The sequence below is a fragment of the Synechococcus sp. H55.8 genome, assembly GCF_047462375.1.
Taxonomy (GTDB): domain Bacteria; phylum Cyanobacteriota; class Cyanobacteriia; order Thermostichales; family Thermostichaceae; genus Thermostichus.
Genome location: NZ_JANSJC010000009.1, coordinates 1 through 25,295, shown reverse-complemented (window position 1 = coordinate 25,295; position 25,295 = coordinate 1). Strand labels below are relative to the sequence as shown.

Genomic DNA, 25,295 nt, shown 5'->3' with positions numbered 1-25,295 from the left:
CTAGAAGGGGAGACTGGCCTCTTCCAAAAGCCGACCTTGGTACTCCTGGATCTGGAGGGCAGCCTGGAAATCCTGGCAGGCCCCCTGCCAATCCCCAGAGGCAGCCCGGGCCAGGGCGCGGTTGTAGTGAGCGTTGAGGTGGCAGGGGTCGATCTCGATGGCTTGGGTGTAGTCGCGGATGGCCGCCGAGAAATCCCCCTGTTGGGCGCAAGCCCAGCCGCGGTTGTTCAAGACCCAGACGCGCTCTTGGGGATCCAGCTCCAGTTGCAGCAGTTGAGTGTAGTCTGCCAGAGCTTTGTCCGTCTGCCCTGCGCGATCCCACAAGAGAGCTCGGCAGAGCAAAGCAGTGCGCTCCTGTGGGTTCAAGGCCAGGGCCTGCGTGTAGTCGGCAATGGCCAGCTCAGGGCGATTGGCCTGCCGATGCAGATCCCCCCGTTGACGGTAGGTCAGGGCCGCATCGGCCACTCCCCAGTCCCGGTTGAGACCCAGGGCTTGGTCGAGATCCGCCAACGCCCCCTGTTTGTCTTCCAAAGCCAGATGCACCCTTGCCCGCAGGGCAAATCCTTGAGAAGACTGCGGCTGCTGCTGGATCAGCGCCGTGAAATCCGCCAGCGCCCCGGCCAGATCCCCCCTCTCTTGGTGACACAAGCCCCGGTACAGCAGGGCGGCCGTGACCAGCGCTTCCGGAGCCCCGGGGCCGGCCAGCTCCAAGGCCCGATCCAAATCGGCCACCGCCCCCTCCAGGTTGTGGCGCAGGCGGCGAACCTGGGCCCGCTGCAGGTGGGCTTCCAGAGAGAGCTTCTGTTCCCCCTCTTGGGCCTTTTCCTGGATGAGCTGGTCAAAGTCGGATTCGGCCTGCGCAGGGTGCCCCAGCTCCTTCAAGAGGGAGCCGCGGGCCAGGCGGGCCATCCCGTGGTGGGGATCCCTTTGCAGCAGGCGGTCGAGATCGGACAGGGCCGCTTCCTTCTGGCCCAACTGCAGCAGAGTTTGTCCCCGCTGCCACAGCGCTTCCCTATGGTCGGGATCCTGCTGCAAAACCCGGCTGAGATCCTGAATGGCAGAAGCCAAGTTGCCCATCTGCCGATGGGCCATGCCCCGTCCTAACCAAGCCGTCCAGTCTTGGGGATCCTGCCGCAACACCTCATCGTAGTCGGCAATTGCTTCCTGCCACCGGCCCAATTGCCGATGGAGCTCGGCTCGCTCTTGGCGCAGATCCCGCCGCTGCGGCTGCAGGCGCACCGCCTCGTTCAACTGCTCTAGGGCCGCCTGCAGATCCCCCGTCTGAGCGTGCACCCGCGCCAGATCTCGGCGAATGTCCGCTTCGGCCACGGTTGCCCCCAGCGCCAAAGCCTGGTGGTAGTCTTGGATGGCCCCCGGCCCATCTCCCAGGGCAGCCCGCACCTGGCCACGATGGAAATAAGCCAAGCCTGATTGAGGATCTCCTTGCAGAGCTTGGTCGAAATCGGCCAGCGCCCCCTGCCAGTCCCCCAGCCGCTGTCGCACCATGCCGCGGCCCAGATGGGCATTCACCAAGAGCTCCGACCCGCGCGGGATCCCAGGCCGGGCCGCCCATTGCAACACCTGCGAGAAGTCCTCACAGGCTGCCGACCAATCTTCCCGCTCCGCATGGAGTTGGCCGCGGTTGAAGTAGAGCTGGGGGTTTTGCGGATCCCGCTCCAGAGCAGCCGTGTAATCCTGTAGGGCCGCCAGCAGATCCCCCAGCAGCCGATGAACCCGCCCGCGGCTGCTGTAGGCACCGGCATCTTGGGGATCCAAAGCGATGGCCTGGCTCAAGTCCGCCAGAGCCGCGGCGACGTTGCCCAAATCGAGCTGGGCAATGCCCCGATTGAGGTAGGCTTTGGCCATCTGGGGATCCAGCTCCAGGGCACGGTTGAAGTCTGCCAGGGCGCCGCCGGGATCCCCCAGCCCCTGACGGGCCAAGCCCCGGCAGAGATAGGCCCGCGACAGCTTGGGATCCAGGCCGAGGGCCTGTTCACAATCGGCCAGCGCCGGCTCCAGAGCGTTGTTGCTCAGGTGGGCCATGGCCCGCTGCAAGTAGAGATCTGCTTGGGCAGCCGCCTCTGTCCCAGAAAGTTCGCCCGTTTCCGCAGCCCGCAGCGCTATGGCCTGAGAAAAATCTTCAACAGCCCCCTGGGGATCCCCCAACACTTGTCGGGCCAGGCCCCGCCGGTAATAGGCTTTGCCCTGGCCAGGATCCAACTGCAACGCTTGGGTGTAGTCCTCGACAGCCCCCTGCAGATCCAGCAACTGGGCCCGCGCCACCCCCCGGTTGAAATAAGCCTCTCCATCCTGTGGATCCCGTTTGATCACCTCGGAAAAATCTGCTGCTGCCCCCTGTGCATCTCCCAGATGGCCGCGCACCACGCCGCGGTTGAAATAGGCCCGCACATCCTCTGGGTTGAGCTCAATGGCCCGCGAATAATCCTCAATGGCCTGCTGCTGCTGATTCAGTTGCCGGTAAGCATTGCCGCGGTTGTAGTAGGCCACCGCCCATTGCGGGTTGAGGCGGAGAGCCTGTGTATAGTCGGCAACAGCCCCCTCGTAGTCCTCCAGCCGGTAGCGGGCGATGCCCCGGTTGAAATAGGCGCGGGCATCCCCTGCCAATTGAATAACTTGGGTGTAGTCTGCGATAGCCCCTGCCAAGTCTCCACTTTTGTAGCGGGCGCTGCCCCGCTGGCTGTAGGCGCGGCTGTTGCGGGGATCCAATTGAATGGCCAGGGTATAGTCGGCAATTGCCCCCTGGAAATCCCCTTGGCGGGCTTTCTCCTGTCCACGGGTCAAGAGGCGCGCTGCCAGAACTTGATCCACCGCCAGAACAGCTTCGTCAGGACTGGGCAGCAGGGGCCGCAGCGCCTCCAGCACCTCAGCCGCCGACTGAAAGCGCTCTTGCCAGCGGGGACAGATCATGCGATCCAAAATCTCCGCCAGCTCCTCGCTGACCTGAACCAGATCCCGCCAGATAAGCTGGCCGGTGCGGGGATCATCCCGGATCTTCTGAGGGGGACGACCGGTGAGGGCTTGGATAGCCAGAACTCCCACGGCGTAAAGGTCGCTGCAGGGCTGGGGCTTGCCGTTGAGCTGTTCCGGCGCTATGTAGCCCACCGAGCCGATCACCGTCGCCAACTGGGTCTGGCCGGGGGCAGGGCTGACCAGCCGTCCCACCTCTTTCACCGCCCCAAAGTCGATCAACACCAACTTGCCATCAGCATCGCGGCGCATCAGGTTGGCCGGCTTGATATCCCGATGGATGATCTGGTGGGCATGCACATGGCGCAGGATCTCCAAAATATCCCGCAACAGTTGCAAAACCTCGGCCTCGCCCAGCGGCTTGCCCGGGATCAGCTCCTGGCTGAGATCATGGCCGGCAACAAACTCTTGCACCAAGTAAAAATCCTGATCCTGCTCGAAGTGGGCCAGCAGGCGGGGCACTTGGTCGAAGTGATTGAGCTGGTTGAGAACCTTGGCTTCCCGCTCAAAAAGCTTGCGAGCCGTGGCCAGCGTGTAGGGATCCGTAGAGAGGGGGCGAAGGCGCTTGACGACGCAGGGGCTATCGAAGGTGTCTTGATCCACCGCCTTGTAGGTCACACCAAATCCCCCTTCCCCGAGGGGATGGAGAATGCGGTAGCGCCCCCTGAGCACAGTTCCCGCCCTGATTTTGTCTTCCATAGCCAAGCCGGTCAACTGAGCAGCGCAGCCTTTTGCTGTTTTGCAGGCTGGCTCGATTCTGCCACAGGCCGGCCCCCTTGAGCGGAGAGCCCCTGGCTCGGCGGTTGGCGGGTGTCTTAGTCTGGCTGGAGAGAAACCGCGATCTGGCCTCGCCGTTCTTCAAAATCGCCGACCAACAGTCTCACCTCGATCTGCCATTCCCCCGCCAGGGCCAGGGGCACATTCTCCACCCCAAATTGGCCGGGCCCAGCCGGCGCCACAGTGCGGCGTAAAGGGGGGATCCCCTGTTCCGGCAGAGAGAACCCAAGGGTCAGCTCCTGGGCCGGGATCCCTTTCACTTCAACCCGAATTTCATTCTCCCCAAGACGACAGGGCAGAATCCTCAGGTGCAAGTTGCCTTCCGGCCAGCTCAATTTCTCCTGGCAGGACGAGACTACCCCAGGGCCAGGGGGAGCCTGGGCCACGAGGAAGCTGGTCAAGGCCAGCACCAGAACGAGCCCCACCAGCTCTAGGCGGACGATCCGGCGCAGGGATCGAGCCGCCGCCCAGACCCCCGACCGCAGCGCCGGCAGCAGCCGCAACTTGTTGTGGGCGGCCAACCCTAGGATCATCAGCACCAGCAGCAGCTTGGCCCAGAGGTACTGACCGTAGGGATGATCCCAGTCCCAGCCGCGGTGGATCCCCCCCATTCCCACCCCTGCCAGCACCAGCCCCGGCACGGCCCAGGTGGCCACATCGGAAAACCGCTGGATGAGGCCTACTGCGGGGGGAGTCAACTCAAGGACTCCGTCCCGCTGGCGCGAATGGCTTAGCAGGCGCTCCAGCCCCCACAACCCCCCCAACCAAAAAGCCGAGCCGGCCAGGTGCAGCCCCAAGAGGGCCATCGTCCCTGCTGGATACTCGCTGGTGAGGGCATGGCCGATGGGCAAAAACGAGCCAATCACCGCCATCGACCCCAATCCGCTGGCCCAGCCAGGGCCGCCCTCGCAGGCCCAGATCAGGATCCCCAGCCCCACCAGCCGCAGCCCCGTGCCCCAACCATAGGGAGAGGCCAGCACGCTCAGCAGCTCCGGCCCGGCAAAGTGGGGGTAGAGCTGGGCCAGGTGCAAACTCAAAGCCACCAGCGTCAGGCTGAGGGTGAGCCAGGCAGCCGCAAAAGCCCAGGCCTCGGCAGAGAGCTCTATTTCATCTGCAGCGCCCGACCGCCCCCGCACCAGCCGCCACCAGCCCAGCACGCCCACCACAAACAGGCTGCCCAGGTAGATCCCCCAGCGCACTCCCACCAGCGGCCAATAGAAGGGATCCCCCGCTTGGGCTGCCCTCGCCGCCTGCAACAGCCCCGGATCCGCCGTCCCCACCTGAAAGGCAAACGAACCACTCACCGGATGGGAATCGGCAGAGATGGCCCGCCAACTGACGATGTAAACCCCTTCCGGGATCTCCGCCGGCAAATCCCCCTGCGGTGCGTTGCCCGTGCCGACCAAGTTTTCCAGGGGCAGCACCTGGCCGTTGCCGTCCAGAACCTGGAGCTGCGTGAGCTGCACAGGTTCATTGAAGACCAGCCGCACCTGCGCCGGCGCTTCCTGCAGCATCGCTCCATCTTCGGGAAAGGTGGAGAGCAAGCTGGCATGGGCAAAAACGGGCTGGATCCCGCCCACCCACAGCAGGGTGCCCAGGAGACCAACCCGAATCCAGAAGAGGATCCCCTTTTGCAAAAAAGACATGATTCCAGCGGCAACCCGGCTAGCGAGCGCCATGGCCGTGGCTGTGTCCCTGTCCGTGGCCGTGGGTCTCTCCTTTGTCCGTCAGCTTCAGCAGCGGCGCCGGCTCTGGCAGGTTTTTGGGATCCTCCCCCGGCTGCGCCACCTGGATCCAGCGGTACATGCCTTGTTCACACTCCTGGATGACCGGGATGGGGATAGTCTCGCCGGGGCGATCCGGCAGCCTGAGGCTGAGGCTGAACTCATCCATGAACTCATCCGGCAGGGATCCGCCGCTCCAGATCACCTCGGCCACTGTTTCGGTGATCATCTTCCCGTGGGACTCGTAGGGCTTATCCAGCGGCTTTTTCACCGTCTCAATTTTCCAGAGGGGGTGCACCATCGGCTTCACCGAGGTGGCCCCTTCCGGGATCTGCACCCGCAGGCGAATGGTCGGGGAGCCATCGCAGCCATGGGGCACGCGGAAGGTGAGCTTGGCAACGCTGCCCGCCGGGGCCTCTTTGGGATGGACGGTCACATGGGCCCAAGCAGAAGAAAGGGGCACAACGCTCATTCCCAGGGCCAGCAGAGATTTCTTGGCCAAGGCCAGGTAACTGTGCCAACTGAACATTGTAAATACTCCTTAACAACGCTAGGTGGAAAGAGAACCGGTCAGGATCCGGCCAACAAAACCTAAGGATGGTGATGGGATCCGTGGGATTCGGTCACGCTCATGCTGTGCTGACCCCAACTGGAAAGGCCCATGGACACCAGGCCGGCGCTGGCCAAGCCCATCGACACCAGCCCAAAGGAGAGGGCGCCCATGGCCACCAGGCCAATCGAGAGAATGCCGTGGGTCACCACGCCGATGGCCACCACCCCATGGGCAGAAATGCCCACCGCCACCAAACCATGAGCCCCCACCCCAACCGACAAGATTTTGCGGCGGGATCCCTGTGCTCCACAGCTCTGCTCCTGCGGCATCTGAGGTGCCAGGGTCAGATCTTGAGTCCTCTCCTGGGCCATTAGCCTTTGCTCCAGTTGTGCTCAGCCCGGTCTAGAACGTAGGCGGCCACGGCTTCGATTTCTTCTGGCTTGAGAAGCTTGCCAAAAGCGGGCATGGCCCCTTTGCCGTTGCGCACCTGGGCCTGGATGAGCTCAGGGGTATCCACGTGGTACTCATGAAGAGCCGCCAGAGAGAGGTTTTTCGCTGCCACCAAACTGTTGCGCCCGTTCAAGTGACAGCCCACACACTTGGCTTGAAAGACCTTGGCTCCCAAAGCCAAATCCGGTTCCGCAGAAGCCACTTGTGGGCCCCAAAAGACGGCGGCGCCGACCAGCAAAAGCAGCAAGAAGAGTTTGACAATCCGCATTTTCCTCTCAACAATCTGCAAAAGACCGTTCATGGAAAAATCCAGCTTTTGAAGCCAGACCATTATCTCCGGCAGGTCAGGTCAGGTCAAAAGACAGCCTGTCAAGTCCCCTGCAGGTACCATGGGGTGTAGGATCCCCAAGGCCATGAGCGGTCTGCCCCCCGAGTTCATTCAACTGGTGCGCCAGAAGGCCGACCTCGTCGAGGTGGTGGCGGAAAAGGTGGTGCTGCGCAAGCAGGGCAAGAATTTCGTCGGCCTCTGTCCTTTCCACAATGACCGCAAGCCCAGTCTTCAGGTCAGCCCCAGCAAGCAGATCTACAAGTGCTTCTCCTGCGGGGCGGGCGGAGATGTCATCCGCTTTGTCAGCCAGATGGAGCGCCTCTCCTTTGCCGAGGCGGTGCGCCACTTGGCCCGCCGCTACCATGTGCCGGAGCCCAGGGGATCCCTCTCCCAGGACTACGAGCGCCAACTCTCCCGCCAGGAAAAGCTGCTGGAGATCTTGGCCCTGGCCGCCGATTTCTACCAGCACGCCCTCCGCTCCCAGCTAGGATCCCTGGCCCGCCAGTACCTGCACAGCCGACGCCTGAGGGAAGAAACCTTGCAAAAATTTCAAATCGGCTTTGCTCCCCCCGGCTGGCACTCGCTCTACGAATACCTGGTCAACCAAAAGCGCCAACCGGTCCAACTTCTAGAAGAAGCCGGCTTGCTGGTTCCCCGCCAACAGGGATCCGGACATTACGACCGCTTCCGCAACCGCATCATGCTGCCCATCTTCGACCTGCAGGGGCGGGTGATCGGCTTTGCCGGCAGAGCCTTGGGAGAGGAGCAGCCCAAGTACCTGAACTCTCCAGAAACCGAGCTGTTCAACAAAAGCCAGGTGGTCTACGGCCTTAACTTTGCCCGCGACGCCATTGCCAAGGCCGACCAAGCCTTGGTGGTGGAAGGGTACTTTGACGTCATCGCCCTGCATCAGGCGGGAGTTGCCCACGCTGTAGCCGCTATGGGCACGGCTTTGACGCCCCACCAGGTGAAAGTCCTGCTGCGCTATACCCAATCGAAGCGGCTGATTCTCAACTTTGATGCGGATCGGGCCGGGTTGAACGCGGCCAACCGGGCCATTGAAGCCATTGAAGACCAAGCGCGGCGCGGAGAAATCGAGCTGCGCATTCTCACCCTTCCCGAGGGCAAAGATGCCGACGAGTTTTTGCAAGAGCATCCTGTTTCTGAGTTTCAAACCTTGCTCAGTCAAGCTCCCCTGTGGCTGGATTGGCGAATTGAACAGGTGCTGGCCGGTCGGGATCTGAGCCGAGCCGCGGATTTTCAGCAGGCCCAGCAAGCCCTTGTGCAACTGCTGGCCGGTTTGGGTGGACAATGGCGCTCTTTATACTTGCATAAAGTGGCAGAATTGCTCAGCCGCGGCAACGGTCGCCTCAGCCGGGACTTGGAAGAAGACCTGCGCCGTGCCGTGCGCGGCTACCGCTGGGCCAAACCCCGCCAACCTCCTGCCAACAAGGGATCCAAGCTCTTACAATCGGAGTCCCATCTTTTGCAGATTTTCTTGCATTTTGCCGAGTACCGCCGCGAAATTCGTGAGACCTTGTTGGAGCGAGAGCTGCAGTTTAGTTTTCGCCCTCACCGAGAGCTGTGGCAGCGGACTTTGGAGTTGCTGGCGGCGCAGCCGGAGCTGGAAGACCAAGAAGAGCCTTTGCTGACGGCTTTGCGCACCCTCTGCGCCCATGAGGAACAGCTCAACGAGCGCCTCAGCCATCTGCTCTGGCTGGACGAGAACACCCGTGTAGCCTTGATGCGTCCACGGATGGTGGTGCGGGCCGCCATTGCCAATATGGAGCTGGAAATTCGCCAGAAACGCTACCGCTACTGGACCCAACTGTGGGATCAAGCCTTTTCCGAGGGCAACACCGTCCTTGCCGCCCAGTACCAGGCCAGCATCCAGCAGGAGTACCAAGCCATTCAAGCGCTGCAGCGGCAGGTGCAATTGAGCCTAGAAGACCTGTCGGAAGCCCCACTGGCCGAAGATTTGTGAGTCATTTCCAATAGCAATGAAACGGCTCGTTACCTTGAACCCTAACTCCCCCTTTCCAAAGAGAGAGGAGCTGGGGGTAGGGCTGTCACCGCGCCCCCTTACACTGTTTAAGATAGCCCGCTCTGCCAGTGGGATCCCCATCCGGTAGGATAGAAACAAAAGCAATTTCCAAGCCATGGAGGTTTCCTGGAGGGAGGGATCCACAATGTCTGTTGCTGGGCAGGCTTCGGTTCGGGTGAAGCTGTCTCGGCTCCTGCGGGGGATGGTGTTTTGGGGGCTGCTACTATACCTGGGGGTCATTCTCCTGGGGCTCCCGGCCTGGGCAGAAGACTACACCAAACGAGATCTGCAGGGCATGAGCTTTGCCGGGCAAGACCTGAGCGGCTGGAAATTTCTCAAGGCCAACCTGCGCCAAAGCGATCTCAGCCATGTCAAAGCGGCAGGGGCGAATTTGTTTGGGGCCAACCTCAGCAAGGCCAACCTGCGCGGGGCCGATCTGCGCGGCGCCACCTTGGACATGGCTAACTTACAGGGCGCGGATCTGCGAGAGGCACAACTGCAGGACAGCATGATGTGGTTGGCTCGAGTAGAGGACATCCAGATCGAGGGGGCGGATTTCACCAATGCCTTGATACGGCAAGATGCCCTTGCCATCCTCTGCGAGCGGGCCAGGGGCGTTAACCCCGTCACCGGTCGCGCCACCCGCGATACCCTCGAATGCGACTAGTCCTCACCCCCAGCCCCTCTCCCTGAGGGACACCCCTCACCCCCAGCCCCTCTCCCTGAGGGAGAGGGGGGATTGGCGGCCCAGCAAAGATTCTCTGGGATTGGGAATAGCTGTGGCTAGGAACTGGGAGCAGCCGCCTCAGAGCGGGCGGGCTTGCGCTGAAACTGGGCGAGGAGAGAGTTCCAGGCCAGGCGGGCCATCGACAACAGCCAATTGCCCTCCAACTCCCTAAACAAGTCCATGTTCAGCTTGAAGGCGTAGTTGGCTTCCGCCACAATGCGCTCGATGGTGGCCTGATCCAGTCCCAGGGCGTCCATCTGAGCGCGGTAGCGCTGCTTGAACTTGCCCTCATGAGGGATCTGCTCGAAATCGTAAAAGGCCGTTCCCTCTCCTGGCGGCAGGCCCATGGCCCGGCGGGCAATATTTTTCAGGATCTGGCCACCCGACAGGTCGCCGATGTAGCGGGTGTAGGCATGGGCAATCAGCAGAACCGGGTCTGTTTCCACCACTTCTCGAATGCGGTTGACGTAGACCTGGCAAGCGGGGGAGGGCTTGACCACAGCGCGCCAATTGGGGCCGACAAAATAATTTAAATCCTTCTCCAAGCTGGCCTTGCGCCACAGCTCCGGGTAGTAGAGCCGGCCCACCAGCGGGTGCTCTCGCAACTGCGCGAACCCCTCTTCCAGAGCGCCATAGACAAAGTAAAAATTGCCCACATAGCGGCTGTAAGCTTTTTTATCCACCACCCCCTTGAGGAAGCACTTGATGAAGGCCATATTCTCGGCCATGGTGTGGGACTGCTTGGTGCCCTCCCGCAACTGGGCCGATAGGCTGGTGTTCTGATTCTCTTGATGGTGCAGACTCACAAAACCCTCCTCGTCAAAGACGGCTGCTTGTGTCCAGTTGTTTTCAAAAACATCAATAAAGATCGCCCTGGCCTGAGAAGCTGTGTAAACCCATTTCAACCCCTTCTCATCTGGATGAAGGTAGATCCTGCCGGGGAACCCCTCTGGTCACCGCGACGCAGACCAGACCCCCCTAACAGGCTGAGCGCGCCCTCATAACGACTCGACTCAGCCTCTAGGCCTACCCCACTTTTCCGATCCCTGTTGACGACCGGCAAGCGGAGTCGGAGCAGCGGCTGACTTCCCAACGGTCAACGATTAGAATAATCTGCCTGAGTGTGAATGGATGTGAACAATCCTTAAGTTGGGGATCGCCCTAAGGTTGGCAGCTTGGGTGGGATCCAGGTGCCATTGCCCAAACTTTCCGGATGCCCCCTCGGCCCTTGTAACGTTCGTTGACGATCGTTGGTGGGGTTTCTATAATGAAAGGCCTGACTGCAGCGCGACCCCTCCCGAGCAACGCATGACACAATTAGCAGTGCCATCCCCTGCCGCTCCTACCTTTCCTGACCTGGTAGAGATTCAGCGGGAGAGTTTCTTATGGTTTTTGCGAGAAGGGTTTGAAGAGGAGCTTCTCAGCTTTTCCCCCATCGTCGATTACACGGGCAAGCTGGAGCTGCACTTTTTGCCCGAATATCGCCCTGGGGATCCTTCCAAAGGATACAAGATCAACAAACCGCGCTACGACCCTGAGGAAGCTAAGCGACGGGATGCTACCTACCAAGCGCAAATCCGGGTGCCCACTCGCCTGATCAACAAGGAGACCGGCGAGATCAAGGACATGGACGTCTTCATCGGCGAACTGCCCTTGATGACGGATCGCGGCACCTTTATCATCAACGGCGCCGAGCGGGTGATCGTCAACCAAATTGTGCGCAGCCCCGGCGTCTACTACAAGTCGGAACTGGACAAAAACGGCCGCCGCACCTACAGCGCCAGCCTCATCCCCAACCGGGGCGCCTGGCTGAAGTTCGAGACCGACAAAAACGGCCTGGTGTGGGTGCGCATCGACAAAACCCGCAAGCTCTCGGCGGCGGTGCTGCTGAAAGCCTTGGGCCTGAGCGACTCGGAGATCTACGACAGCCTGCGCCACCCCGAATTTTTCCAAAAAACCATGGAAAAAGAGGGGCACTACAGCGAAGAAGAGGCCCTGATGGAGCTGTACCGCAAGTTGCGGCCCGGCGAGCCTCCCACCGTCTCCGGCGGCCAGCAGTTGCTGGAGTCCCGCTTCTTCGATCCCAAGCGCTACGACCTGGGCCGGGTAGGGCGTTACAAGCTCAACAAAAAGCTCAATCTCAACGTGGCGGAAAACGTGCGGGTGCTCACCGTCCCGGACATCTTGGCCGTCATCGACTACCTGATTAACTTGGAGTACGACATCGGCCATGTGGACGACATCGACCACCTGGGCAACCGCCGTGTGCGCTCGGTGGGCGAGCTCTTGCAAAACCAGGTGCGGGTGGGTCTGAATCGCCTGGAGCGGATCATCCGCGAACGCATGACAGTTTCGGAGTCGGAAAACCTCACCCCGGCCTCTTTGGTCAACCCCAAGCCCTTGGTAGCGGCCATCAAGGAGTTTTTCGGCTCCAGCCAGCTCTCCCAGTTCATGGATCAGACCAACCCGCTGGCGGAGCTGACCCACAAGCGGCGGCTGTCGGCTCTGGGACCGGGCGGCCTGAGTCGGGAACGGGCTGGCTTTGCCGTGCGGGACATCCACCCCAGCCACTACGGACGCATCTGCCCCATCGAAACTCCCGAAGGCCCCAACGCCGGGCTGATTGGATCCCTGGCCACCCACGCCCGCGTCAACCAGTACGGCTTCATCGAAAGCCCCTACTACCGTGTCGAAAACGGCGTGGTGCGCAAAGACCTGGGCATGGTCTACCTCACCGCCGACGAGGAGGACGAGTATCGCGTGGCGCCGGGGGATGTGCCGGTGGATGCCGAAGGCCGCATTACCGCCGACTTGGTGCCGGTGCGCTACCGTCAAGAGTTCACCACCGCCCACCCCACGGAAGTGCACTATGTGCAGGTGGCGCCGGTGCAAGTGATCTCGGTGGCCACCTCCTTGATTCCCTTTCTGGAGCATGACGACGCCAACCGCGCCCTCATGGGGGCGAACATGCAGCGGCAGGCGGTGCCTCTGCTGAAGCCGGATCGGCCTTATGTGGGCACGGGTTTGGAAGCCCAGGCGGCGCGGGACTCCGGCATGGTGGTGGTGTCGCGCACCCACGGCGTGGTGACCTACGTTTCTGCCGATGAAATTGTGGTGCGGCCCGAAGATGGCGGGGATCCCATCGTCTATCGTCTGCAGAAGTACCAGCGCTCCAACCAAGATACCTGCCTCAACCAACGTCCTCTTGTCTACGCGGGGGATCGGGTGGTAGCCGGGCAGGTGCTGGCGGACGGTCCGGCTACCGAGGGGGGCGAGCTGGCTTTGGGTCAAAACGTGCTGGTGGCCTACATGCCCTGGGAGGGCTACAACTACGAAGACGCCATCTTGATCAGCGAGCGGCTGGTCTACGACGACGTCTTCACCTCGGTTCACATCGAGAAGCACGAGATCGAGGCCCGGCAAACCAAGCTAGGCCCTGAAGAGATCACCCGCGAGATCCCCAACGTGGGGGAAGATGCCCTGCGCGACCTAGACGAAAACGGCATTGTGCGCATTGGGGCCTGGGTGGAGGCCGGCGATATTTTGGTGGGCAAAGTCACTCCCAAAGGGGAGTCGGATCAGCCACCAGAGGAGCGACTCTTGCGGGCCATCTTCGGGGAAAAAGCCCGCGACGTGCGGGACAATTCCCTGCGTGTGCCCAACGGCGAGCGCGGTCGGGTGGTGGATGTGCGCATCTTCACCCGTGAGCAGGGGGACGAGCTGCCTCCGGGCGCCAACATGGTGGTGCGGGTTTACATCGCCCTCAAGCGCAAAATTCAAGTGGGGGACAAGATCGCGGGCCGCCACGGCAACAAGGGCATCATCTCCCGCATCTTGCCGATCGAGGACATGCCCTACCTGGCGGATGGCACACCGGTGGACGTGGTGCTCAACCCCTTGGGGGTTCCCTCCCGCATGAATGTGGGCCAAGTGTATGAGTGCCTCCTGGGTTGGGCAGCAGAACATTTGGGAGTGCGCTTCAAGTTGATGCCCTTCGACGAGATGCATGGTTTGGAGGCCTCGCGTTTGACGGTGGAGGCCAAGTTGCGGGAGGCCCGAGAAAAGACCGGCAAAGATTGGATCTTCAACCCAGAAGGTAAGTACTGCGGCAAGATCCAGGTGTTTGACGGTCGCACCGGGGAGCTTTTCGACCAGCCCGTTACGGTGGGCCGCGCCTACATGTTGAAGCTGGTGCATTTGGTGGACGACAAGATCCACGCCCGCTCCACCGGCCCCTACTCTTTGGTGACCCAGCAACCTTTGGGGGGCAAGGCGCAGCAGGGTGGCCAGCGCTTTGGCGAGATGGAGGTGTGGGCTCTAGAAGCGTTTGGGGCGGCCTACATCTTGCAGGAGCTGCTCACCGTCAAGTCCGACGACATGGTGGGTCGCAACGAGGCTCTCAACGCCATCGTCAAGGGCAAGCCCATCCCTCGGCCTGGCACGCCGGAGTCCTTCAAGGTGCTGGTACGGGAGCTGCAGTCCCTCTGTCTGGATGTTTCGGTCCACAAGGTGGAGACGGACAACGAGGGCCAAACCCGCAATGTGGAGGTGGATCTGATGGCCGATACTTCCAACCGTCACACTCCCTCTCGACCCACGTATGAGTCGGTTACGCCTGAGGATCTTTCCCTATCGCCTGGGGCGGCCTTTACCTTCGCCAGCCGCAGCCAAGATGAGGACGGAGAAGAGGAAGAGGAGTTTTGATTGTCGATCGGGATCCCATTCGACCTGTGAAGGAGGGTGGTGTTTACCTCTCCCTTGGGTTTAGGTAGCAGGGCAACAAGTCAGGAGAACAACGGCGATGGCCAAAACAGAGCAACGCTTTGACTATGTCAAAATCGGCTTGGCTTCTCCAGAGCGGATCATGGAGTGGGGCCAGCGCACCCTGCCCAACGGCCAAGTGGTGGGGGAAGTCACCAAGCCGGAGACCATCAACTATCGCACCCTCAAGCCGGAGATGGATGGTCTTTTTTGCGAGCGCATCTTTGGGCCGGCCAAAGACTGGGAGTGCCACTGCGGCAAGTACAAGCGCGTGCGGCATCGGGGGATCGTCTGCGAGCGCTGTGGGGTGGAGGTGACCGAGTCGCGGGTGCGCCGTCACCGCATGGGTTACATCAAGTTGGCTGCCCCCGTCACCCATGTCTGGTATTTGAAAGGGATCCCCAGCCACATCGCCACGCTGTTGGATATGCCGCTGCGGGATGTGGAGCAAGTGGTCTACTTCAACGCCTACGTGGTGGTGGATCCCGGCAACGCCCCCAATCTTTCCTACAAGCAGTTGCTGACCGAGGATCAATACCTCGAGATCGAGGATCAGATGTACGAGGAGGGCTCGGAGCTGCAACTGCCGGAGAACTGGGCCATGATCGGGGCAGAGGCCATCGAACGCCTGCTCAAGGATATCGACCTGGAAAAAGAGGCGGAGCAGTTGCGGGAGGACATCGCCGGTGCTCGCGGCCAGAAGCGGGCGCGCCTGATCAAGCGGCTGCGGGTGATCGATAACTTTATCGCCACCGGATCCCGTCCGGAGTGGATGGTATTGCGGGTGCTGCCGGTGATCCCGCCCGATCTGCGCCCGATGGTTCAGTTAGATGGGGGCCGCTTTGCCACCAGCGACCTCAACGATCTCTACCGCCGGGTGATCAACCGCAACAACCGCCTGGCCCGGCTGCAGGAGATCATGGCGCCGGAGATTATTGTGCGCAACGAAAAGCGCATGCTGCAGGAGGCGGTGGACGCGCTGATCGACAACGGTCGGCGGGGGCGCGTGGTGGCGGGGGCCAACAACCGTCCCCTCAAGTCCCTATCGGACATCATCGAGGGCAAACAGGGGCGCTTCCGGCAAAATCTGTTGGGCAAACGGGTGGACTACTCCGGGCGTTCGGTAATCGTGGTGGGGCCCAACCTGCGCATGCACCAGTGTGGGCTGCCCAAAGAGATGGCCATCGAGCTGTTCCAGCCGTTCGTCATTCACAAGTTGATCAAGCGGAACATCGTCAACAACATCAAAGCCGCCAAAAAGCTGATCCTGAGCAACGACCCGCAGGTTTGGGATGTGCTAGAGGAGGTGATCGACGGCCACCCCGTCTTGCTCAACCGCGCCCCGACATTGCACCGTCTGGGGATCCAAGCTTTTGAGCCGATCCTGGTGGAAGGGAGGGCGATTCAGCTCCACCCCTTGGTCTGCCCGGCTTTCAATGCCGACTTCGACGGCGACCAGATGGCGGTGCATGTGCCCCTGTCGTTGGAAGCCCAGGCGGAGGCACGCTTGCTGATGTTGGCCACCAACAACATCCTCTCCCCGGCCACCGGCGCTCCCATCATCACCCCCAGCCAAGATATGGTGTTGGGATGTTACTACCTGACCGCAGATAACCCCCACGCGCCCGCGGTTGAAGATCGCTACTTTGCCAGCCTCGAGGATGCTCTCATCGCCTACGACCGCGGTGTCATCGGCCTGCACAGCAAAATCTGGGTGCGCTACAACGGCCCGATGGAGCTGGGCAAGGGCGAAAAAGAGTCCGAGCCCCAGATTATCGAAGAAGCGGGCGGCACCCGCCTCAAGATCACCAACTACCGTCGCATCCGTGAGGATCAAGACGGCAACGTGATCAGCCAGTACATGCGCACCACGGCAGGTCGGATCATTTTTAACAAGGCGGTGCAAGATATTTTGTCTGCCTAGACCCACTCCCGAGCTGTCCTCTTCTTTGAAGGATGGATTGTCGGGATCCCCTCACCCAGCCGTTGTCGAGAATCTGCTGAAAATATCAGCGAGGCATCATGAGTGAAAAAGGACGCCTTTCCGCCGGCCTGTCGCGTAACAACGCCGAGGCCCCTCTGCCCCCTGTGCCCTTTCGCAACTATCAAATCGGCAAAAAAGAGCTGCGCAATCTGATCGCGTGGTCGTTTGCCCGCTACGGCACCGCCCGCACCGCTCAGATGGCGGATGCCCTCAAGACCCTGGGCTTCAAATACGCCACCCAGGCCGCCGTCTCCATCAGCGTCGAGGATCTGCGCGTCCCGCCCAGCAAGCGGCAGTTGTTGGCCCAGGCGGAAGCGGAGATCGAGGCAGCTACGGAGCGCTACACCCGTGGAGAAATCACAGAGGTGGAGCGCTACCAAAAGGTGATCGACACCTGGAACCAGACCAACGACCAGATCAAGGAGGAGATGCTCAGCAACTTCCGCCAAAACGATCCCCTCAACTCCGTGTACATGATGGCCAACTCGGGAGCGAGGGGGAACGTCTCGCAGGTGCGGCAGTTGGTGGGCATGCGCGGCCTGATGGCCAACCCGCAGGGGGAGATCATCGACTTGCCGATTAAAACCAATTTCCGCGAGGGCCTGACGGTTACCGAGTACATCATCTCCTCCTATGGGGCCCGCAAGGGGTTGGTGGATACAGCCCTGCGCACCGCCGACTCCGGCTACCTGACCCGCCGTTTGGTGGACGTCTCTCAGGATGTGATCGTGCGCGAATCCGACTGCGGCACCGAGCAGGGCATTCTCCTGGAATACCTGATGGACGGGGACAAAGTGGTGGTGTCCTTGGAGGAGCGCCTGGTGGGCCGGGTGCTGGCGCGGGATGTGGTGCATCCGCAAACCCAGGAGATCATTGCCCGTCGCAACCAAGAGGTGGATCACGACCTGGCCAAAACCATCGTGGAGGCCGGCATCCGGCAGGTGATGGTGCGTTCTCCCCTCACCTGTGAGGCTAACCGCTCCGTGTGCCGCATGTGCTATGGCTGGAGCCTGGCCCACTCCCGCCTGGTGGATTTGGGAGAGGCCGTCGGGATCATCGCCGCCCAATCGATTGGGGAGCCGGGCACCCAGTTGACCATGCGCACCTTCCACACGGGGGGTGTGTTCACCGGGGAGGTGGCCCGCCAAATTCGCGCCCCCTTTGCCGGCGTGGTGCGGTTCCCGAAAAACCTGCGCACCCGCCCCTTCCGCACCCGCCACGGCGATGACGCTCTCCAGGTGGAGGTGAACAACCAAATCGTCTTGGAAGGCCCAGACGGCCAGCGGGAAGTCTTCGACATGACCCAGGGATCCACCCTGCTGGTGCGGGACGGAACCCAGGTGCAGCGGGATCAGTTAATTGCGGAGGTGTCGCTGGCCAAGGCCAGCCGCAAGAGCACCGAAAAAGCCCAGAAAGAGGTGGTGGCCGACCTGGCCGGCGAAATTCGCTTTGCCGATCTGCCCATCGAGGAGAAGACCGACCGCCAGGGGAACACCACCTACACCGCCCAGCGGCAGGGGTTGATCTGGGTGATGTCTGGCCAGGTGTACAATCTCCCGCCGGGGGCCGAGCCGGTGGTGAAAAACGGGGATCGGGTGCAGGCGGGGGATGTAATCGCCGAAACCTCGCTGGTGACGGAGCACGGCGGCATTGTGCGGCTGCCGGAGCGCAGCGACACCAAAAGTGGGCGCGAGGTGGAGATCATCAACGCTTCTGTGGTGCTGCACGAGGCGCGGGTGCGGGTGGAATCCCACCAGGGCCGGGAGCAATTTTTGCTGGATACCGCCAGCGGCCAGACCTTCGTGCTCAAGGCCACGCCGGGCACCAAAGTGGGCAACGACGAAGTGGTGGCAGAGCTGATCGACAACCACTTCCGCAGCCAGACGGGGGGCTTGGTGAAGTTTGCCGGCATTGAGGTGGCACGGCGTGGCAAGGCCAAGCAAGGTTACGAAGTCATCCAGGGTGGCACCCTGCTGTGGATCCCGGAAGAGACCCATGAGGTGAACAAAGACATCTCCCTATTGAACGTGGAGGATGGCCAGTACGTAGAAGCCGGCACCGAGGTGGTGAAGGACATCTTCTGCCAAAATGCCGGCGTTGTCGAGGTCATCCAGAAAAACGACATTTTGCGGGAGATCGTCATCAAGCCGGGATCCCTGCATCTGGTGGACAACCCCGCCGATTTGGAGGTGAAAAGCGGCACCCTCATCCAGCCAGGGCAACAGGTGCTCAGCAGCATCGTTCCCGACCAACTGGTCTATCTGGAGCATGTGGAAACCCCCGAAGGCCCAGGCTTGCTGCTGCGCCCGGTGCAGGAGTACGAAATCCCCGACCGGCCCTCGGTGCCCAGCCAGGAGTCCACCAGCGAGTCCGGCCGCTCCATTCGCCTGCGGGCGGTGCAGCGGGTTCCCTTCAAAGATGGAGAGCGCGTGAAGTCGGTGGGGCCGGTGGAGCTCCTGCGCACGCAACTGGTGCTGGAGATCGATACCGACGCCCCGCAACTGAAGGCCGATATTGAGCTGATCCAAGATGAGAAGGATCCCAGTATCCGCCGCCTGCAACTGGTCATTCTGGAAACCCTGCTGCTGCGCCGCGATGTGGAAGCAGATCTGACGCAGGGGAGTACCCACACGCGGCTGTTGGTGAGCGAGGGAGACAACATCGCCAGAGGAGATGTGATCGCCCGCACCGAGATTCAGGCCAAAAAAGCCGGGATCGTGCAAGGGATCCGCCAGGGCGCAGAAGTGGTGCGGCGGGTTCTGGTGGTTACTGACGACGACCTGCTGACGGTGCCCCTGGCGGGCCCGGCCAGCGTCGAGGTGGGAGCGCTGGTGCGGGCCAGAGACGAGCTGGCTCCGGGGATCCCTGCTCCCGAGTCGGGGCAAGTGATGCAGGTAACCGATGGCCAAGTGGTGTTGCGGGCGGCACGGCCCTACTTGGTGTCGGCGGGCGCCATTTTGCAGGTGCGGGATGGGGATCTGGTGCAGCGGGGGGATTCTTTGGCCCTCCTGGTGTTTGAGCGGGCCAAGACGGGGGATATCATTCAAGGTCTGCCGCGGATCGAGGAGCTGCTGGAGGCCCGCAAGCCCAAGGAAATGTGCGTTTTGGCCAGGCGGCCCGGCACGGTGCAACTGAGCTGGCGAGGAGAAGAGCCGGATCTGCGGGTCATCGAAGCCGATGGCACGGTTACCGAGTATTCGGTGATGCCGGGGCAAAATCTGATCGTGGTCGATGGCCAACCGGTGCAAGCAGGGGATCCCCTTACCGATGGCCCCGCCAATCCCCACGACCTCTTGGAGATCTACTACGAGTACCATCGCCAAACCTTGGGAGATGACCAAGCAGCGCAGTTGGCTTTGCGGGAGGTGCAGCGCTTTTTCGTGAACGAAGTGCAGAATGTCTACCGCTCGCAAGGGGTGGAGATTGCCGACAAACACATCGAGATCGTGGTGCGCCAGATGACCTCGAAGGTGCGGGTGGATGACGGCGGCGATACCATCCTGTTGCCGGGCGAGCTGGTGGAGCTGCGGGAAATCCAGCAAACCAATGCCAACATGGCCTTTACCGGGGGAGCGCCGGCCAAGTACACGCCCGTCTTGCTGGGGATCACCAAGGCCAGCTTAAACACCGACAGCTTCATCTCGGCGGCTAGCTTCCAGGAGACCACGCGGGTGCTGACGGAGGCGGCCATCGAGGGCAAGTCGGACTGGCTGCGGGGGCTGAAGGAGAACGTGATCATCGGGCGTTTGATCCCCGCGGGCACCGGCTTCAGCACCTACGAGGAGATGGCGCCAGAACCGGAGCCGGAGGAAGAGGAGGAGCCTGTCGTGCTGCCGGAGCTGCCGCCCCGTTTGATCTTGGAAGACGACCAGCTCATCGACGACTCCACCCCTGCTTTTGACGAGCTGGAGGAGGATGAGGAAGAGGAGTGAGGCGCTGGAGCTCTCGGATTGGGCCACTTTGCAAGCTGAAATCGTCCGTTGCCGTCGCTGTCCCCGCCTGGTGGCTTGGCGAGAAGGGGTTGCCCAGCAAAAGGTGGCCCGTTTTTGCGACCAACTCTACTGGGGCCGACCGGTGCCGGGGTTTGGGGATGTGCAGGCGCGGCTGTGGGTGATCGGCTTGGCGCCAGCCGCCCATGGGGGCAACCGCACAGGCCGGGTGTTTACTGGGGATCCCAGCGGGGATTGGCTATTTCGCGCCCTGTACCGGGCCGGGTTTGCCAATCAACCCACCTCAATCCACCGGGAGGATGGCCTGCAATTGCGGGATTGCTACATCTCAGCCGTGGTGCGCTGTGCGCCGCCGCAGAACCGTCCCACCGCCGCAGAAGCCGAAGCTTGCCTGGGCTATCTGAGACAAGAGCTGGAGCTGTTGACCCAGGTGCGGGTGATCTTGGCGTTGGGCCATTTTGCCTTTCGCTACACCTTGGCGCTCTTGCCGCCTCTCAGGCCCCGCCCCCGCTTTGGCCACAACTGCGTCATTCCTTTGGGAGAGGGTCGCTATTTGCTGACGTCTTACCACCCCAGCCGCCGCAACACGGCCACCAAGCGGTTGACAGAGGCGATGCTGGACGCCGTCTTTGAGCGGGCGCAGCAGTTGTTGTCCCCATCTCCGCCATCCACCCCCCTGATCGAGTTTTGAGCCGAAGATTCTGCAGTGGCCGGACGTTTGGCCAAAGGCTGGAGTCGTTGCCGCCCCTCACCCCCAACCCCTCTGCCCCAAGGGGAGAGGGGAGCTGGAGATCGGCGGAGGAGCTGTTTCATATTGCAATGGCAGCGACTACCTTGCTGAGCCGCCGGGCCCGGCAGGGATCAAGCCGGCTGCCAGGTTTCCAGGCGGTAGGCGCTGTCCCAAAACAGCCATTCCAGGCGGGAGGCGGCTACGAAGGCGGCGGTCATCTTTTCCCGCATCGCCGCTGTGGTCTGCGCAGCCAAGGAGTCGGTGAGGTCGAGGGCCTGTTGCACCACCTGGGCAAATTCTTCCCCCGCGTAGGTGTCGATCCATTGTTGGTAAGGATTGTTGGGCTGGGCGGTGCGGTAGATGGCGGATCCCACCTCGCGATAGATCCAAAAACAGGGCAGCACGGCGGCCATGGCCACCTCGTAGGGATCCAAGGCAGCCGCAGCCAATAGAAAACGGGTGTAGGCGAAGCAGGCAGGAGCGTAGGTTGTCTCCGGCTGGATGTCGTAGAGGCGAAAGTAACTCTCGTGCAGGCTGCGTTCGGCCACAATGGCCCCCAGGGCAAAGTTCAAGAAACTCACCACCCGCTCAGCCCCTTCAGAACGAGCCCCGATCAAGGCGAGGGCGCGGGCAAAATCGGTGAGATAAAGAGCATCTTGCTGCAAATAAAACTGGAAGCGCTGCCGCGAGAGGCTGCCTGCCGCCAACTCACGGTTAAAGGGGTGATCCAAGATCTGTTGGTAGATAGGCTCGATCGTCTGCCAGAGGTGGGTGGTAAAGGATTGGGACATGGTGGCTCTCTCGCAGCGTTGTCTATTTTTCTACCGCTTTTCAGAGGGTCGGCCTAGCTGGAGCTAGGCTTCCGGCATGAGGGGGCGGAAGCCATGCTTGCGAGACAGTTGCCCGATTAAATCCAGTTTTTCCAGGGTGATCAAGTTGCGGCCCCAACTGAAATTGGTGTACAGGCCCTCAAACTCCAGCAGCATCGACTCGGCGAAGCAGGCAAAGAGCTGACGGGCCGGGTTGGCCACATTCAAAAACTGCATGATGTTCCATTCAATATCCAAAGAGTGCTCCACCATCCCCCCGTCAATGACGTAAAGTCCCTTGCGTTGCAAGTTAGAGGCAATGTTTTTCGGGTAGCCGCCGTCAATGATCACGCAGGGATCCGGCAACACCTGCGGATCGAGGGTCATGCCTTGGCTCATGCTGGCCACCCAAACGATAAAGTCGGCGCGCGGCAGGGCCTCTTCCAGCGAACAGATCTCCCCCTGCTTGAGCTTGGCCTGCAACTCTTCTAGGCGCCGCCGCTCCCGGGCGATGAGCAACAATTTGCCCAGGTGGGTGTGGGCTATCAACCACCGACAGATGGCGCTGCCGATATCTCCGGTCGCCCCCACCACCGCAACCGTAGCGGCTGCCAAGTCCATGGCGTAGCGCTGGGCCGCCAACTGTAGCTGCTGACAGATGATGTAGGCGGTGTGGGTGTTGCCGGTGGTAAAGCGTTGGATCTCCAAGTCGATGTTGCGGACTCGCCTGAGACTGTCAAGGCGGAAATTCTCGAAAATAATGCTGCTAAACCCCCCCAGAGCGGTGATGTTCAGGCCGCGCCGCTGGGCCAGAGCCATCGCGTTCAAAACTTTCCGACAGGCCGCCTTCACCCGTCCCCCCGCCAACATTTCCGGCAAGAAACAGGATTCGACGTACTGCCCATAAATCTTTTGGCCGGTAATGCTGGTTACCGTAATCTCGTCCACCACCTGCGGGGGAGCCATGCACCAGAACTCTAAGTCGCTCTCCGCATATTCGGAATAGCCCAGCTTGTCTGCCACCCGCTTCGCATGAGCCAAGCTGGTCAAGTGCCCGATCAGGCCGAACATAGAGGTTTACTCGCTTGCATGACTAATGGATCGCATCAGGATCCCATCAAAACACGTCCATACGCGGGAGAGGTAGGGATCCCCGACAGCCGGGCTGAAACTCCAGTCCAGCAGCAGAGGATGGATACCGGGTTGGGTCACGCTGCCCGCAAACCCTGGGCCGAGAGGCGCATCACCTCGCGGGTGCTGAAGCCGATGTTGGCCAGCGCCTCGCCATAGGCAATCATAAAGTCCTCGACGATGGCCTCGCGATCCATATAGATGGCTTCCACATCCTCGTCTACCTGCTGCAGCATCTGCCAGACCAGGGGCAGGTTCTGGGCATTGGCCGCTTCGATCTGAGCTTTGACCTCGGCAAAGTGTTCGCCCAGCCAGCGCTCGCCAAAGTTCAGGTGCAAATACTCGTCTTTGACCACTCCCTCGGTGATCTTGCGGGCAAACTCATCGGCAACCGGGATGTAGATGTTGTAGGCGGCAATGGCAAAGCACTCGATGATCAAAGACTGAATGACAAAACAGGAGACCAGATCCCCTGCCGCCGCGGCGCTTTGGAAATTGTTGCGCAAAGGGGCGAAGAAAGCGCGGGCAAACTCCCTATCCGGCTCTATTTGCAGGTTTTTGCCGCAGGATTGGAAGCCTTTCATGTGCCGCAATTCCATTTTGGCCAGCTTGCGCAGCTCTTCTGCTGCTTCCGGCAGCAGTTCGGCCAGCTTGAGGTAGTTGTCGTGGGCTTCTTGTTCCCCTTCGATGACAATGCCATTGATGCGGGAGTAGGCCTGCCGATAAACCGCGCTGCCGTAGTCCAGGGTGGTGCCACCCTCGCTAGCCAAGGGCTGGGGGGGATTGGGCAGGACGTTCGCCGGGGCCATACTCATGCATCTCCTCTCGCTGTGGTTTGGCTGTTGTGGATTGTTGGTTGCGGATGTCCAGCAACGGCATCGCTCTTCTAACAGGATAGCCGTAGCTGCTGCAGAATGGGTGGGATCCCTTCTGATTCAGGATAGGGGTCTGCTAGCGTGAGTGCTCAGGTGCCGTTGGGGAGCCTGCTGTATGTCTGCTCTTGGGGATGGCCTGAACCAACTGCGGCAGTTGCTGGTGGAGTTGGAGGAACAGTCCCTCGATCAACCGATTGGCAGCGCCGAGGAGGTGTTGCAGGCGATCGAGCTGGCGACGGCTTTTGAGCTGTTCGAGGCGGAAAGCAGCCGTTTGCTGCTGCAGATTGTGGCCAATCTCTGGGATCGAGTACGGCAACAGGATCTGTCTTCAGAAGAGATTGAGACGGTCTCGGAGAAGTTGCGGGCGGTGGGCTATACCCATTCTGAGATCCAGGAGATCCTCGATCTGGAGCCGGAACTCTAGGCTTGCACCATGCCCAGCTCTGCCGGGGCGACATCTGCTTCTATTTGGGTGGTGCTGTCGTAGCAGGCCCCGCGCAGGTTGGCCAGCTTGAGTTTGCACTGGGCAAGAAGGGATCCCTTTAAGTTGGTTCCGGTGAGATTGGCCCCCGCCAAGTCCGCTTGGCTGAGATCGGCACCGCTCAAGTCCGCTTCGGCCAGGTTGGCTCCACGCAAGTTGGCTCCCTGCAGTCGGGATCCCTGCAACTTGGCCTTTTCTAGATTGGCCAGGCGCAGGTTGGATCCCTGCAGATCGGCTTGGCTGAGGTCGGCACCGCTCAAGTAGGCCCGCTCCAGATTGGCAGAGGCCAGCTTGGCCTGCCGGAGAATAGCCCCCCCCAAATCGATCCCGGCCAGGTCGGCCCCGGCCAGGTCAGCCCCGGTTAGTTGGCTGTTGCTGAAGTCGCGCTCGCCGCTGCCGTAGCGTTGCAGCAGCTCTGCCCCAGTTTCTACCATCGCCGTTTTCCACGCCAGACGAATTGGATCCTACCCAGGAATGGAAGGGCCGCCAAGAGCAGGCTACGATGGGCGCAAGCCGTTTTCTGGGATCCCCACTGATGAGCTTGCCCCGTGTGCCCCGAACTCGCCCCCGCCCCAAGCTGCGCTCGATCCCGCGCCGCCAAACCGAATCCGCCCTCTATGCCGAAATGCAGCAGCTCACCGTGGAAAAGCAGCGCCTCAACCAGGAGCTGGAGTCTATCCAAGAGCGGCAAGGGCAAATTCAGTCCCGGCTCCAGGAAATCGAGCAGGCCATGCAACACCTCCAGCAGCAGGCAGAAGCTTTTCGGGATCCTGCCCCCGCCTCTGAACCGGCCAAGCTCAGATCCCGTCCTTGCCGCTTCCCACCCATGACCTTCGAGTATTGAGGGATCCCCACTTAAATCACATCGCTCCATTCTCAGAGAGCCAAAGCAACAAGTCAGAGATTTTGTAGCTAGCTTAACTATTTGCTGCTCGTCTCCAGCCGACTCTAGAATTCAGGCTGGTTAACAGCTATTCTCAAGC

18 protein-coding genes are annotated in these 25,295 nt (G+C 61.3%); 8 read left to right on the top strand and 10 right to left on the bottom strand.

All coding sequences use genetic code 11. The annotated features are described in order from the left end of the window. The 5 genes from NW862_RS05535 to NW862_RS05515 all read right to left on the bottom strand — a co-directional run bounded on the left by NW862_RS05535 (position 1) and on the right by NW862_RS05515 (position 6,793). Positions 1-3,687 carry a tetratricopeptide repeat protein gene (locus NW862_RS05535; protein ID WP_414426994.1) on the bottom strand — a complete coding sequence of 1,229 codons (3,687 nt, stop codon included), beginning with the start codon at positions 3,685-3,687 and terminating at the stop codon, positions 1-3. A 116-nt stretch (positions 3,688-3,803) separates the two neighbouring features. Continuing rightward, positions 3,804-5,411 carry a copper resistance CopC/CopD family protein gene (locus NW862_RS05530; protein WP_414426993.1) on the bottom strand — a complete coding sequence of 536 codons (1,608 nt, stop codon included), beginning with the start codon at positions 5,409-5,411 and terminating at the stop codon, positions 3,804-3,806. A gap of 19 nt (positions 5,412-5,430) precedes the next feature. Then, positions 5,431-6,018 (bottom strand): YcnI family protein, encoded by a 588-nt coding sequence (locus NW862_RS05525; RefSeq protein WP_414349076.1) that lies wholly within the window; start codon positions 6,016-6,018, stop codon positions 5,431-5,433. Between the two features lie 62 nt (positions 6,019-6,080). After that, complete coding sequence (locus tag NW862_RS05520) at positions 6,081-6,413, bottom strand: hypothetical protein (protein WP_414349075.1); 333 nt, start codon at positions 6,411-6,413, stop codon at positions 6,081-6,083. Then, positions 6,413-6,793, bottom strand: a complete 381-nt coding sequence (locus tag NW862_RS05515) for a c-type cytochrome (RefSeq protein ID WP_414332911.1) — start codon at positions 6,791-6,793, stop codon at positions 6,413-6,415. Before NW862_RS05515 ends, NW862_RS05520 begins: the two co-directional genes overlap by 1 nt. A 112-nt stretch (positions 6,794-6,905) precedes the next feature. Between NW862_RS05515 and dnaG the strand changes: the two genes are divergently transcribed. Both dnaG and NW862_RS05505 read left to right on the top strand, forming a co-directional pair. Continuing rightward, positions 6,906-8,804, top strand: coding sequence for a DNA primase (gene dnaG, locus NW862_RS05510; protein ID WP_414426992.1), 1,899 nt, complete (start codon positions 6,906-6,908; stop codon positions 8,802-8,804). Between the two features lie 205 nt (positions 8,805-9,009). Continuing rightward, entirely contained in the window at positions 9,010-9,531 is a 522-nt protein-coding gene (locus NW862_RS05505) for a pentapeptide repeat-containing protein (RefSeq protein ID WP_414332907.1), read from the top strand. A 116-nt stretch (positions 9,532-9,647) separates the two neighbouring features. Here the strand turns inward: NW862_RS05505 and NW862_RS05500 are convergent, their stop codons facing one another. Continuing rightward, positions 9,648-10,397 carry a heme oxygenase (biliverdin-producing) gene (locus tag NW862_RS05500; protein ID WP_414332905.1) on the bottom strand — a complete coding sequence of 250 codons (750 nt, stop codon included), beginning with the start codon at positions 10,395-10,397 and terminating at the stop codon, positions 9,648-9,650. 502 nt (positions 10,398-10,899) lie between these two features. On the opposite strand from NW862_RS05500, the gene rpoB reads away from it, so the two are divergent. From rpoB to NW862_RS05480, 4 genes are all read left to right on the top strand, one after another. After that, a complete protein-coding gene (gene rpoB, locus NW862_RS05495) occupies positions 10,900-14,295 on the top strand; it encodes a DNA-directed RNA polymerase subunit beta (protein ID WP_414332903.1) in 3,396 nt (1,131 codons plus the stop codon). Positions 14,296-14,392: 97 nt separating this feature from the next. Continuing rightward, positions 14,393-16,276 carry a DNA-directed RNA polymerase subunit gamma gene (locus NW862_RS05490; protein WP_414332901.1) on the top strand — a complete coding sequence of 628 codons (1,884 nt, stop codon included), beginning with the start codon at positions 14,393-14,395 and terminating at the stop codon, positions 16,274-16,276. 98 nt (positions 16,277-16,374) lie between these two features. Continuing rightward, complete coding sequence (locus tag NW862_RS05485; protein ID WP_414332899.1) at positions 16,375-20,268, top strand: DNA-directed RNA polymerase subunit beta'; 3,894 nt, start codon at positions 16,375-16,377, stop codon at positions 20,266-20,268. After that, positions 20,252-20,977: a uracil-DNA glycosylase gene (locus NW862_RS05480; RefSeq protein ID WP_414332897.1), complete on the top strand. Its 726-nt coding sequence runs from the start codon at positions 20,252-20,254 to the stop codon at positions 20,975-20,977. Before NW862_RS05485 ends, NW862_RS05480 begins: the two co-directional genes overlap by 17 nt. A 170-nt stretch (positions 20,978-21,147) precedes the next feature. Here the strand turns inward: NW862_RS05480 and tenA are convergent, their stop codons facing one another. From tenA to NW862_RS05465, 3 genes are all read right to left on the bottom strand, one after another. Continuing rightward, positions 21,148-21,807 carry a thiaminase II gene (tenA, locus tag NW862_RS05475; RefSeq protein WP_414338261.1) on the bottom strand — a complete coding sequence of 220 codons (660 nt, stop codon included), beginning with the start codon at positions 21,805-21,807 and terminating at the stop codon, positions 21,148-21,150. Between the two features lie 63 nt (positions 21,808-21,870). Next, a complete protein-coding gene (locus NW862_RS05470; RefSeq protein WP_414332893.1) occupies positions 21,871-22,896 on the bottom strand; it encodes a long-chain acyl-[acyl-carrier-protein] reductase in 1,026 nt (341 codons plus the stop codon). A 137-nt stretch (positions 22,897-23,033) separates the two neighbouring features. Next, positions 23,034-23,765 carry an aldehyde oxygenase (deformylating) gene (locus tag NW862_RS05465; protein ID WP_414332891.1) on the bottom strand — a complete coding sequence of 244 codons (732 nt, stop codon included), beginning with the start codon at positions 23,763-23,765 and terminating at the stop codon, positions 23,034-23,036. A gap of 181 nt (positions 23,766-23,946) precedes the next feature. Here NW862_RS05465 and NW862_RS05460 point away from each other — a divergent pair, with 181 nt between their 5' ends. Then, positions 23,947-24,255 carry a hypothetical protein gene (locus NW862_RS05460; RefSeq protein WP_414332889.1) on the top strand — a complete coding sequence of 103 codons (309 nt, stop codon included), beginning with the start codon at positions 23,947-23,949 and terminating at the stop codon, positions 24,253-24,255. Here the strand turns inward: NW862_RS05460 and NW862_RS05455 are convergent. After that, entirely contained in the window at positions 24,252-24,746 is a 495-nt protein-coding gene (locus NW862_RS05455; RefSeq protein ID WP_414332887.1) for a pentapeptide repeat-containing protein, read from the bottom strand. The genes NW862_RS05460 and NW862_RS05455 overlap by 4 nt on opposite strands. A gap of 101 nt (positions 24,747-24,847) precedes the next feature. Here NW862_RS05455 and NW862_RS05450 point away from each other — a divergent pair, with 101 nt between their 5' ends. Further along, positions 24,848-25,156 carry a gas vesicle protein GvpV gene (locus tag NW862_RS05450; protein ID WP_414332885.1) on the top strand — a complete coding sequence of 103 codons (309 nt, stop codon included), beginning with the start codon at positions 24,848-24,850 and terminating at the stop codon, positions 25,154-25,156. Positions 25,157-25,295 lie beyond the last annotated feature (139 nt).